General features: G+C 49.2%; 13 protein-coding genes. 5 read left to right on the top strand and 8 right to left on the bottom strand.

Annotation, left to right across the window (positions count from 1 at the left end; genetic code table 11):
* The first annotated feature begins 133 nt into the window (after positions 1-133).
* Positions 134-556 carry a hypothetical protein gene (locus IPF95_01830; protein MBK6473432.1) on the top strand — a complete coding sequence of 141 codons (423 nt, stop codon included), beginning with the start codon at positions 134-136 and terminating at the stop codon, positions 554-556.
* Positions 557-561: 5 nt separating this feature from the next.
* On the opposite strand, the gene IPF95_01825 is transcribed toward IPF95_01830, so the two are convergent.
* The 3 genes from IPF95_01825 to fbp all read right to left on the bottom strand — a co-directional run bounded on the left by IPF95_01825 (position 562) and on the right by fbp (position 2,736).
* Complete coding sequence (locus tag IPF95_01825; GenBank protein MBK6473431.1) at positions 562-1,149, bottom strand: mobile mystery protein B; 588 nt, start codon at positions 1,147-1,149, stop codon at positions 562-564.
* Entirely contained in the window at positions 1,140-1,601 is a 462-nt protein-coding gene (locus IPF95_01820) for a mobile mystery protein A (GenBank protein MBK6473430.1), read from the bottom strand. The genes IPF95_01825 and IPF95_01820 overlap by 10 nt, the downstream gene beginning before the upstream one ends.
* A gap of 175 nt (positions 1,602-1,776) precedes the next feature.
* Complete coding sequence (gene fbp / locus IPF95_01815; protein ID MBK6473429.1) at positions 1,777-2,736, bottom strand: class 1 fructose-bisphosphatase; 960 nt, start codon at positions 2,734-2,736, stop codon at positions 1,777-1,779.
* Between the two features lie 87 nt (positions 2,737-2,823).
* On the opposite strand from fbp, the gene IPF95_01810 reads away from it, so the two are divergent.
* Genes IPF95_01810 through IPF95_01800 form a run of 3 tightly spaced genes read left to right on the top strand, consistent with a single transcriptional unit; the run spans position 2,824 to position 5,634 of the window.
* Complete coding sequence (locus IPF95_01810; protein MBK6473428.1) at positions 2,824-3,300, top strand: GNAT family N-acetyltransferase; 477 nt, start codon at positions 2,824-2,826, stop codon at positions 3,298-3,300.
* On the top strand, positions 3,297-4,559 hold the full coding sequence (locus IPF95_01805; GenBank protein ID MBK6473427.1) for an aspartate kinase: 1,263 nt from the start codon (positions 3,297-3,299) through the stop codon (positions 4,557-4,559). Before IPF95_01810 ends, IPF95_01805 begins: the two co-directional genes overlap by 4 nt.
* A gap of 37 nt (positions 4,560-4,596) precedes the next feature.
* Complete coding sequence (locus tag IPF95_01800; GenBank protein ID MBK6473426.1) at positions 4,597-5,634, top strand: hypothetical protein; 1,038 nt, start codon at positions 4,597-4,599, stop codon at positions 5,632-5,634.
* Here the strand turns inward: IPF95_01800 and IPF95_01795 are convergent.
* The 3 genes from IPF95_01795 to mgtE are packed head-to-tail and all read right to left on the bottom strand — an operon-like array spanning position 5,628 to position 8,834.
* Entirely contained in the window at positions 5,628-6,530 is a 903-nt protein-coding gene (locus IPF95_01795; protein MBK6473425.1) for a glycerophosphodiester phosphodiesterase, read from the bottom strand. The two genes, IPF95_01800 and IPF95_01795, sit on opposite strands and share 7 nt — an antisense overlap.
* A complete protein-coding gene (locus IPF95_01790; GenBank protein ID MBK6473424.1) occupies positions 6,517-7,464 on the bottom strand; it encodes a phosphoglycerate dehydrogenase in 948 nt (315 codons plus the stop codon). The genes IPF95_01795 and IPF95_01790 overlap by 14 nt, the downstream gene beginning before the upstream one ends.
* A gap of 2 nt (positions 7,465-7,466) precedes the next feature.
* Entirely contained in the window at positions 7,467-8,834 is a 1,368-nt protein-coding gene (gene mgtE, locus IPF95_01785; GenBank protein MBK6473423.1) for a magnesium transporter, read from the bottom strand.
* A gap of 454 nt (positions 8,835-9,288) precedes the next feature.
* Between mgtE and IPF95_01780 the strand changes: the two genes are divergently transcribed.
* Positions 9,289-9,822, top strand: a complete 534-nt coding sequence (locus IPF95_01780) for a hypothetical protein (protein ID MBK6473422.1) — start codon at positions 9,289-9,291, stop codon at positions 9,820-9,822.
* Positions 9,823-9,922: 100 nt separating this feature from the next.
* Here IPF95_01780 and rsmA read toward each other — a convergent pair whose 3' ends face one another.
* Complete coding sequence (gene rsmA, locus IPF95_01775; protein MBK6473421.1) at positions 9,923-10,699, bottom strand: ribosomal RNA small subunit methyltransferase A; 777 nt, start codon at positions 10,697-10,699, stop codon at positions 9,923-9,925.
* On the bottom strand, positions 10,696-11,004 hold the full coding sequence (locus tag IPF95_01770; GenBank protein ID MBK6473420.1) for a DUF4286 family protein: 309 nt from the start codon (positions 11,002-11,004) through the stop codon (positions 10,696-10,698). The genes rsmA and IPF95_01770 overlap by 4 nt, the downstream gene beginning before the upstream one ends.
* Positions 11,005-11,020 lie beyond the last annotated feature (16 nt).

Below are 11,020 nucleotides of genomic sequence, written 5' to 3'. Positions count from 1 at the left end.
AAATCCAGAACGCCCAAAACCCAATGCCATGGATAAGGGGCATTGGGTTCGGATAGGGTGCAAAGCTACGGGTATACGCGTTCGCTCGTTGTTCGGGCATAGCTTTGCGATCCGAGAAGATCAAGGAATGAGCATGCGTATATTCATATCGATCGCTATGTTGATCGTGGCCCAGTTGATGCATGCGCAACAGTTGGACAGTGTGCATGTATTCCGGACTGTTCCAGGAGTAGTGTACACTTCTGCCACAGCGAATACACTGGCATGGCGCTTACACAATGAACATGCTGAACACCGGACCGTAAAGGGTTCTCAACTGACAAGCGCTACGGAAGCATTGACCAATTACAAGCCAGTACGCCACTTGCCCGGAAAACTGGAAGAGCTATCCCATTTGGCCATTGCATTCTCCAACGGGCGCCCGGTTGCTTTCGGAGTGACCGAGGATCTGGGGTTGATCATCAATTTCACAGCGCGTATGGAGTATCGGATATCCAGTATGTCCGAGCACATCCGCGTGCGTGCGTTGCTGGCGAAGATGCTATTGGAGATGTAAGCTTTTCAGCTTCGCGCAAAAGCGACCAAGGCTTGCATATTGCCGCGATCGGCTTCGCGCAAGGACGAGATATAGAGATCTCTTACATCTGGCATTTCAGTGAACCCACCCCATGAGAACGGTTCGCCATTCAGTCCTTTGATCATTAGGTCTGCGAACAGACGTGCGTGACGACCGTTGCCGTTACTAAAACAGTGAATGCATACCAATCTGTGTTTCAACCTGATCACAAGTTCATCAGGTGGATATGTATGATTCTCCACCCAATAGTGGGCATCGAGCAACAGTTGACGCAGGTCGGTGGGGATGCGGATCGGGTCTACGCCAATATTTTTTTCGGTCTTGCGGAACCGACCTGCCCAGATCCAAACTTCGTTGTACATCTGCAAATGCAGTTGTTTAACAAAGGCGTCGGTCAATAGGTCTATCAAATTAGGTTTTCGTTTGCCCAACCAGACTCTCGCACGCTGGATGTTCACTTGCTCGTGTTCGTCCAATTCAGCGCGCGTACTAATGATCGGAATACGTAGACCTGCGTATTCATCTGGATCCAATGGCGTTTCTCCACCTTCGAATTCCCAGATCAATCCCATAGTTGCTTGGGTAGATCTCGTTTTAGTTCTGCCGCTTGCTCCTCTATAGCGACCTTCAGTCGTTCATCGCTTACTGCTTGTCCTTCCAGTTTCATGGATTGGTTGGTGCGCAGAACAATTTCCTGAGCAAGTAATTGCGCTCGTCGTTCTATCAACGCGGTCAACGAACCATCTTTTGGGATCAGCGCATAGAATAGCTCCATGTCCATAGCGCTGGCTGTTTCGCGCAAACTGTTCAATGTTAGGGTACCCTCGATTTCGCGTTTTTCCACTTGGCTGATGTGCTGTTTGGTCACACCAAGATGATCGGCTAGTTGAACCAAGCTAATTCCAAGCCCGGAACGCAAACTTCGTAACCAGCCGTTCTGTGGTATCCCATGGGCTGTTGACAGGCGAAGCGCTTCATAGCGTCGGTCCATCTGGGAGATGAATAAGTTGCGTAAATTCTTCATGTCAATCTTAACATTGACAAATATACGTATAAGTAAACATATAAGTTTACAATAATGATGTAGATGTCAATTTATGAATTGACACTTAAGCAGGGAGTTGCTAAGAAACAAGACGAGATGACACGTCATTTGGACCGTCCCTTCACCATTCACCACAGACCATTCACAATACGGATCACTTAACCGCCTCTTTCACCATGTTCGAACTGCCAATGAAAAGCGGGCAGCGTTGGTGCAGTTCGGTCGGCTTCATGTCCATGATGCGGGTGGTGCCATCCGTAGCCATTCCACCTGCCTGTTCGGCGATGAAAGCGAGTGGATTCGCCTCGTACAACAAACGCAGTTTCCCTTTCGGCGATTTCGCAGTAGCGGGGTACATGTAAAGGCCACCTTTCAGAAGATTCCTGTGGAAATCGGCCACTAGGCTACCGATATAGCGAGCACTGAATTTCTTTTTCTTGCAGTCGTCGATATAGTTGCGCACACCATCGCTGAAGTCGAAGTAATTTCCTTCGTTCACGGAATAGATCGTGCCTTCCACAGGTGTGGTCATGTTCGGGTGGCTCAGGCAAAAGGTACCAATGCTTGGATCGAGCGTGAAGCCATTGACACCATGGCCGGTGGTATAGACCAACATAGTGCTACTGCCATAGATGATATAGCCTGCGGCTACCTGGGCGGTTCCGGGTTGCAGAAAGTCTTCCAAGGTTGCTTTTTGGCCCGTACTCACACGACGGTAAATGCTAAAAATGGTCCCAATGCTAACGTTCACATCGATGTTGCTGCTGCCATCCAGCGGATCCATGGTAACAACATACTTGCCGCCATTGTCGAAATGAACGACCTCATCATTTTCCTCGCTGGCGACACCGCAAACTTCTCCTTGGCTGCGGAGTAACCGGATAAAAAGATCGTTCGCATATACATCCAATTTTTGCTGTGCTTCTCCCTGAATGTTCTCGCTTCCTTGGGCACCAAGAATGTCCTCCGCGAGACCAGCTTTGTTCACTTCGCGATTCACCATTTTGCCAGCAAGTCGGAAGCTGGTGAGCAATTGGGTAAGTTCACCGGTAGCGTAGGTGAATTCATGCTGACGTTCAACAATGAATTCTGCAAGGGTCTTGATCTCTGACATGATAGGGTGCGAAGTTGCGCTACAAATATCGGATACATACGATCTTTGGGCACCTTTGGTTATCAAAGTATTGAACGAACAGCACGAATGCAAACGACGATCCGCCCCGCAGAATCTACTGATGTGCCCGCAATGCTCGCACTTGTTAAGGAGTTGGCGATCTTCGAAAAAGAGCCGGATGCGGTCACGATATCACTGGAAGAAATGATCGATGCGGGATTTGGTCCTGATCCGGTCTGGATCGGATGGGTGGCGGTGATGGAGAATGAAGTGGTGGGAATTGCCATCTGTTATGAACGGTATTCCACCTGGAAGGGCAGGCGATTGTATCTGGAGGATATCGTTGTAACGGAACACGCACGAGGCAAACGAATAGGAGAAAAGCTATTTCGGCAATGTGCCAAACATGCCGTGGAAAAGAATTATGCAGGAATGCTTTGGCAGGTATTGGACTGGAACACCGATGCGATCCGTTTCTATGAGCGGTTCGGTAGTACAATGGATCCGCAATGGTTCAATGGATCATTGGAATTGGATCAACTTAAAGAAATAGCGCAAGGATGAAGGTGTTCAAATTCGGCGGAGCCAGTGTGAAGGATGCACAAGGCGTGCGTAACGTAGCCAACGTATTACGTCAATTTCCGAGTGATGAGGTGGTCGTGGTGGTAAGCGCCATGGGCAAGACGACGAATGCATTGGAAAGGATCGTATGGGCGTGGAGAGATGGTCAGAACGTAAATGCAGCATTGGTTGCACTGCGCAGCACGCATTTAGCGATCCTGAATGAAGTTGTTCCGGAGTTCGAGGAAGCAGAAGTTTGGCTGAACGAGAGTTTCAGCGAACTGGAGGAATTGTTGAGCGGCTCACCAACGGGAAATGCTGACCAGGATTATGATCAGATCGTAAGCTATGGCGAGCTCTGGAGTACCATGATCATAAGTGCCTACCTGAGCGTAGCGCTGGAGCAGTGTTCCTGGATGGATGCACGTGAGCTTGTACGGACCGATGCAAAATATCGCGCAGCCCGTGTGGATTGGGAGATCAGTTCACTACTTATGCAAGAGAGTTTTGCATCCGGCGAAGGGCAAGAATCGATACGCTACCCGTTGGTGTTACAAGGCTTTATTGGATCAACTGAAGAAGGGTTCACTACAACGCTAGGGCGCGAAGGATCCGATTTCAGCGCGGCGATATTCGCGTATTTGCTGGATGCGGAAAGTGTCACGATCTGGAAGGATGTTCCCGGAATGTTCAATGCTGATCCGAACCGGTTTCCGGATACGAAGTTGTTATCACACATCAGCTATCACGAAGCGATCGAGTTGAGTTATTTCGGAGCAAGCGTTATTCATCCGCGCACGCTGCAACCCTTGCAGAAGAAGAACATCCCGTTGTACGTCCGGTCATTCGTGGACCTGAACGCTCCAGGCAGTATGATCGATCAACGCAGCGAAAAGGATTCGTTGATACCATCGTTCATTGTAAAGGGCGATCAGCTCCTGATCAGCATAACACCGCGGGATCTCAGCTTCATTGTTGAGGATAACCTGAGTGATATCTTCAGTCGGTTCGCTAAGGAGAATGTTCGGATCGATCTGATGCAGAATAGTGCAGTGGCGTTCAGTGTTGTGGTGGATGATACTGCGCGGAGCCGAACGCTGGTCGATAAGTTGAGTGTCGATTACCAAGTGCTTTATAACAGCGGTCTGGAGCTTATCACTGTTCGCCATTACGATGAGAGCACGTTGGATCAGCTGCTCAAAGAGAAGACCATATTGATCGAGCAACGCTCCCGCACAACGGCGCGATTCGTTGTGAAATAGTTCAATTCCGGTATTGGATCCGAATTAGATTTGGACCATGATCCGGAGTCCACGAAAGAGAGGTATTGGTAGTATCCTGGCCTTGGTCTTTGTATTTGGTTGCATTCCTGCTTTTGCACAGAATACAAAGGCAACGGCGGATAGTTTGAAAAGGGTCATCAGCGGATCTCGTGCGGCCATCCTACAAGCGGATAGTGCGCAGAACACTGAGCAGGCCATGGCGCTGCGCATTGAGCTGGCCAGGATCGTTCCTTCTGCTGATGCGATCAAATTACTCGAGAAAGCGGCTTCCACAGCGAGCAATTTGACGCTGGATGAACAAGAATTGGAGATACGTACCACGCTTGTAGAACAGTATCGGAGATCAGGTAGGACGTTGGATGCATTGAATGAAATGATCCGCATCCGCAGCTTAATGGAAGCGCTGAGCAAGGGGGGAGCGGAAGATGTTGAACGCGAACAACTTGTGGTACGTACCGAACATCGATCCACGGTTGATAGTTTGAATGCGATCGCTATCGCGGAGAGAACTGTTGCAGAACGAATAATTGCGCAGGTCGAAGAACGGGCGATCCGCTGGCAGTGGGTCGCGATCAGTCTTGGGGTCATGTGGGTGCTCACCTCGTTGTTCCTTTTCTACCGATCAGGTAAAGCACAGGAACGCTCCAAAGCAGGCATTGCGGAGTTAAGGACCGAGATCGCCACATTGAAAAGTATTTCTACAGTTGTTAGCCGCGAGGAACCAAAGCGTGAACGTGCCGCTCCCGTGGAGCAGAAGATCGAGACTGTGCCTGCCGAACAATTGGATGCCGTACTGGTCGCTATGTTCCGCAAGATGGCACCAGAACGTATAGCAGCATTGGATGAAGCAATGGTGCGCCAGGATCACGAAAAGGTGATGCGCGTCGTTCAGTCAATGCGGCCGCAAATGATGGGAATGGACCCGGAGCGATCAGCGCCCCTTTATGCAAAGCTCAAATCAACGGATGCAAAAGTTGATCCAGAAAATTGGACCGCTCTATTGAATGAATTCCGTTTCACTGTGGAAACACTATTTGCACGGATCGATCACTGACCTTCGTCAAGCAATTTGATCACACGATTGGGATAATCGGATATGATCCCATCCACACCCAGTGCGATCATGCGTTTGATGTCCTCTTTCTCGTTCACGGTCCACACGAGCAGGTCGATGCCACGTTCCCTTAGATCGTTCAATAATGTTTCTGTAACGAGGGCATATTGCGGGCTGTAATAATCAGGGACGAAGGAAAGGCGCGCCAGATTATTCTCGAGTCCATCAGCATTCTCCACAAGCAATGCTAGATCGAGGTCGGGCCGATCCGCATGCAGCGCTTCGAGGATCGCTACGTCGAAGCATTGTAGGATACATCGATCGGCAATATCCAAGGAGTCAACAGTTGCGATCACGTATTGGACATAGTCCACTGGATCTGGTTGGAAAATGCCATACCAAGTTGGGTCACTTTTGATCTCCAAGTTGTAACTGGGACTGGAGTTGCCGCTTAATAGAGCATGTTCATCACAGGTTTCAACAACCTCGCGCAATGTTGGTTTCGCACAGATGCGTTGGTCCTGATCGGGAAAACGTTCTTGCGGAATGGAACCGCAATCGTATTGCTGGATCTCCGTTACCGTCATGCGGTAGATGTTCAAGCTTTTCTCGTTCTCCACGGTTATGGAACCACCTTCTGGCATTAGGCAGATACCATGATCCATCCACGGTTCATGCGATACGATCAATTGACCATCTCCGCTGATGACGATATCCAATTCCAAATAGTCACAACCTGAATCCACGGCTTTAATGAATGCGGGAATGCTATTCTCAGGTAATAGACCACGAGCTCCGCGGTGGCCATGAACGTCGGGATGTAAGTTCTTATTCGGCATGCATGCGGAGCTTGTGGCCACGATACAGATCGCAGCGATCAGATCAATTCTGGCCATGAGGAAAGTGTTGGAGGATCTTCGAAGCCAGCACATCGGCGAGTTTGAATTTGCCTTCATGCGTTACCCCTGCGATATGAGGCGTGAGTAGAACGTTCGGATGAGCGATCAGTCGTTTTTGGGTTGCGGGATCCAAGGAAGGATCCAGACCATCGAGCTCGGCACCTTCGAACTCGAGCACATCCAAGCCAGCCGCTAGCACGCGGTGGTGGTCGATCGCATCCAACAATGCTTCCGTGTGAACAACAGGTCCGCGTGACGTATTGATCAGCCAGATCGGCTTTCCAAGGCGTAAGAAAAAGTCCTTATTCGCATAGTGATGCGTCTCATCTGTAAGAGGCAGGTGTAGGCTGATCACATCGCTCTGGCGAAGAACTTGCTCCAGACCACATTCTTCGATCCCGGCCTTACTGAACCCACTCTTGTATTTGTCGTAACCAAGTATGCGCACACCGAACCCGCGCAGTTTTTCGGCGAAGCTGGAACCCATTTGTCCGAAGCCGATGATACCGATCGTTTTATCACGAAGGTCCGTACCGCGCAATGCCTCACGCGGCCAATGTCCCTCTCGCACGGCATGATTTGCTGGCACAAGGGACTTCATCAATGCAAGGAGAAGCATAACGCAACTCTCACCAACTCCATCACGGTTCCCTTCCGGAGAATTCAGCACTAGGATATTCTTTTTAAGACAATGTGCCGTATCGATATTTTCTAGACCGGCACCTACGCGTCCAATGAATTTCAAATGAGGACTGTGGTCGATCCGATCGGCGTTCACCTTCTTACTACGAACAACAATGCCCTCTGTATTGTCAAGTATCCGTTCAATTTCACCTTGGGCCGCATTATCCGAATGCGTACACGTGTGACCTGCGGCTGTAAGCCGATCTGCCAGTATAGGATGCACGGTATCCAGGAATGCAATGCGCATGATCAGGTCAATACGTTGTACATGATGTGACCGAGCGTGAAGTAGGTGAATAAGCCGAAAATATCGTTCAAGGTGGTAACGAATGGACCCGTTGCCAACGCCGGATCAATATCCAATCGGTTCAATAAAAGTGGGATCAACGTTCCGAATAGAGAGGCCGTTATGATCACAGAGAATAATGCAATGCTCACTGTATAGCTCAATGCTTGGCTTTCTTGCAACGCAAAATTAACAGCGAAGATCAGTAGGCTACAGACCACAGCAGAGACGAATGCTACACGCAGTTCTCGCCATAGGCGAGAGAACAGATCTACGCCATCCATGGTGCCGCCGGCCAATCCTTGGACCACTATCGCTGAAGATTGCACACCGACATTTCCTGCCGTAGCAGCGATCAACGGCATGAAGAACGCCATGGTGGGATCGATCTTTAGTACGTCCTCATACTCGGCAATTATCTGTGATGATAAAAGACCGCCCGCAAGACCGATCAATAGCCATGGTAGGCGTGCACGGACCTGTACCATTGGACTGTCACTTGCGTCCACATCTTCACTGATACCACTGGCCAATTGATAATCCTCGGAGGCCTTTTCTTCCATCACGTCCATCACGTCATCGAACGTAATGCGGCCGATCAATTTTTGGTTCTCATCCACGACCGGCAGGACCACCGCATCGTATTTCTTCATCAGTTTCACCACGTCCTCAACATCGGTGTCGGCAGTAACGGCTTCAATATCCGGATCAATGATGTGTTTGATCAACGTGCGTGTACTCTCTGCGGAGAACAGGACATCCTTCAAAGGCAGAACACCAAGAAGACGATCATCTTTGTCCACTACATAAACCGTGTAAACATGCTCCACCTCCTGTGCTTGGCGGCGCATTTCCACGACGGCGCGTGCAACCGTCCAGTCTGCGCGTACCTGGATCATTTCCTTGCCCATCAATGCACCAGCGGTGCCTTCAGGGTAGGTCATGAGTTCCTGTAGGTCCTCACGCTGTTCGTCGTCATTGAGCAACGCAATTACCTCGCGTTGCTTTTCCTCGGATAGTTCGGACATAACGTCCGCCGCATCATCCGAATTGATGTGCTCAAGAACATCCTCCGCGATCTCACGACTGGTCAATGAGCTAAGCAGGCTCTCGCGGGTGTCTTCATCCAGTTCCAGCAGCACTTCCGCCGCCTTTTCACTTTCGAGCAAGCGGTACATGTACACAGCTTCGTCCAGATCCAAGCGATCGATCACTTGTGCAATGTCCGCTGAATGCAATTCGTTCAAAGCCTCCAGTACCACTGCATCCCGTCCGTCGGCCACATCATCTCTGATCTGGTCCAGGTATGCTTTGGTTAGTTCGAAGGACATTGTTCGGACGTACGGATCTTATTGAAGGAGCACGGGCACATTTGCGACCGGCGCGAAGCTACGAAGTAGGGGTATGCCGCAGAAAGGACGGAACGTGACCGTAAGTTGCTATTGGTCAAGCGCTCTTGCAGGCCAGCGTCAGTTCAATGAAATCATCAACGGAAAGCCGCTCTGCTCGTAGCATTTGGAATTTTTCGGGGATGGAATCGGTTAGTTCCGGAATTATGGTGGCGACCAGCTCGTGGTCACCACTCTGAATGGCTATCGTTGGTCAATTGCATGTGCCTGCGCTTGTGGTTTGGTAGTACAAGTTCGGCTAATATGCGTGGAAACGCTAGAGGGTTAGCTGATCAGCAAATTCATCGGCATCCAAAAGTATCATCGACGGTCATAGTCTTGACGCAAATTTCCATCGCAAAGAATTGTAAGTTTGAACATCTTTTAAGTTCGGTTCATGAAGCAATTTTTCTTTTACTTGGGATTGAGCTGCGTTATTATCTCTTGCCAGAATATAAATGACAAAGGCACAACAACGCAAGTTCCCGATTGCAAACCGCCGATTGAAGTATTGGATCGATTTCATCACAATGCCTACTTTCCAGATGACCCATCAATTGATTGCATTATTTTAGAGAATGTCAAAACGCATTTGAGCGGGGTTTTGAAAGATTATTCGAGCTACGAACCAGTGAGTTTTGCTGAATTTATAGGAAGCAGACCAGCCAAAGCAGATAGCTTATGGGTTGTATTACAAGAAAGCGGGTTCCCTTCTGACAGTGTAAAAATGGCGAAGTCGATTTTGAATTTGGACAGTTTGTACGAGGTTTTCCGAGGATACGAATATGTAGGTTACAGTGTTAAACACAAGCTACGAGCTAAAAATAGTTATGGTGCTCTCGAAATTGAAACGTACAAATTCAATTTAGATAAGAAATTAGAAGTAATTTCAATGGAAGATTCTCAGTATATCGAAGACTACTTTAACTAACAATCAGCGTATGGGCTAATATTGTTGAAAGAGGCTAATTTTGAAACTCAATTAGCTCCTTGCAAATAATGGGCGCTCCCCAAACGCATACTGGAATGGTTCAAACGCTCTTGCAGGCCAACGTCAGTTCAATGAAATCATCAACGGAAAGCCGCTCTGCTCGTAGCATTTGGAATTTTTCGGGGATGGAGTCCTTTAGTTCCGGAATCGGTTTGAGCGCATTGCTCAACGTTTTTCGCCGCTGATTGAAAGCCGTTTTTACCACACGGGTGAATAGTTTTTCGTCGCAAGGCAATTGGTCCACGGTATTCCGTTGCATGCGGATCACGGCACTTTGCACCTTGGGGGGTGGAATGAACTGCTCCGGCCCAACGGTCATGATCTCGTCAATATCATAGAACGCTTGCGCTAGCACGCTTGTGATCCCGTAGATCTTGCTACCCGGTTCCGCGCGCACACGATCGGCCACTTCCTTTTGGAACATGCCCACAACCTCCATGCAACGATCACGGTGTTCAAGTGCTTTGAAGATGATCTCCGTACTGATGTTGTATGGGAAATTGCCAATGATCGCGAATTTGTTCGGGAAGCATGCATTCAGGTCGAGGTGAAGGAAATCACCAATGATCAACCGGTTTCCGAGCTTGGGAAGAATGGTAGGCAGATGCGCGGCGGCTTCGTGATCCAATTCAATGCACCAAAGGTCAATGTCGTTCCGTGTGATCAAGTGCTTCGTGAGCGCACCCGTGCCGGGACCGATCTCGATCACATCGCGATAGCCATTGTGATGGGTCAGCGCCTCCGTTATGCGCAATGCAATGGAGTCGTCCTTCAGAAAGTGTTGTCCAAGCTGTTTTTTAGCACGTACCCCTTTCATAACGGATGCACTACTTCCAGCAGCGTACGGAATGCTGCGAACTTTCCATCATAGAATTTTTTGGTCTCCGCTTGCAGGCGTGGTGCATGATCGCGCTGATAGCTTTCGAAATGCGCCATATCCGCAACGGAATATTGAATGGCGTAGCTCGTTCCACCTTCATCATTCGCAAGCACGCGCATCATTCTGCTTTCAAGGAAAAGTCCGGTGGCCATTACTTCCGGTATGTGAACTTCCTTCATCCATTTCACCCATTGGGTCTCAACATCAAGATCAATGTTCACGGTCACGTTGTAGATGATCATTGCATCACTAGGTGTT

The organism is Flavobacteriales bacterium (genome assembly GCA_016704485.1).
Classification (GTDB): domain Bacteria; phylum Bacteroidota; class Bacteroidia; order Flavobacteriales_F; family PHOS-HE28; genus PHOS-HE28.
This window is presented reverse-complemented; position numbering and strand designations above follow the sequence as displayed.

Bases quoted from the DNA above. Each gene is read 5' to 3' on its own strand.
- rsmA (MBK6473421.1), bottom strand. From the start codon at position 10,699: ATGAAAGGGGTACGTGCTAAAAAACAGCTTGGACAACACTTTCTGAAG.
- IPF95_01805 (MBK6473427.1), top strand. From the start codon at position 3,297: ATGAAGGTGTTCAAATTCGGCGGAGCCAGTGTGAAGGATGCACAAGGC.
- IPF95_01780 (MBK6473422.1), top strand. From the start codon at position 9,289: ATGAAGCAATTTTTCTTTTACTTGGGATTGAGCTGCGTTATTATCTCT.
- fbp (MBK6473429.1), bottom strand. From the start codon at position 2,736: ATGTCAGAGATCAAGACCCTTGCAGAATTCATTGTTGAACGTCAGCAT.
- IPF95_01770 (MBK6473420.1), bottom strand. From the start codon at position 11,004: ATGATCATCTACAACGTGACCGTGAACATTGATCTTGATGTTGAGACC.
- IPF95_01830 (MBK6473432.1), top strand. From the start codon at position 134: ATGCGTATATTCATATCGATCGCTATGTTGATCGTGGCCCAGTTGATG.
- IPF95_01810 (MBK6473428.1), top strand. From the start codon at position 2,824: ATGCAAACGACGATCCGCCCCGCAGAATCTACTGATGTGCCCGCAATG.
- mgtE (MBK6473423.1), bottom strand. From the start codon at position 8,834: ATGTCCTTCGAACTAACCAAAGCATACCTGGACCAGATCAGAGATGAT.
- IPF95_01790 (MBK6473424.1), bottom strand. From the start codon at position 7,464: ATGCGCATTGCATTCCTGGATACCGTGCATCCTATACTGGCAGATCGG.
- IPF95_01825 (MBK6473431.1), bottom strand. From the start codon at position 1,149: ATGGGATTGATCTGGGAATTCGAAGGTGGAGAAACGCCATTGGATCCA.
- IPF95_01820 (MBK6473430.1), bottom strand. From the start codon at position 1,601: ATGAAGAATTTACGCAACTTATTCATCTCCCAGATGGACCGACGCTAT.
- IPF95_01800 (MBK6473426.1), top strand. From the start codon at position 4,597: ATGATCCGGAGTCCACGAAAGAGAGGTATTGGTAGTATCCTGGCCTTG.
- IPF95_01795 (MBK6473425.1), bottom strand. From the start codon at position 6,530: ATGGCCAGAATTGATCTGATCGCTGCGATCTGTATCGTGGCCACAAGC.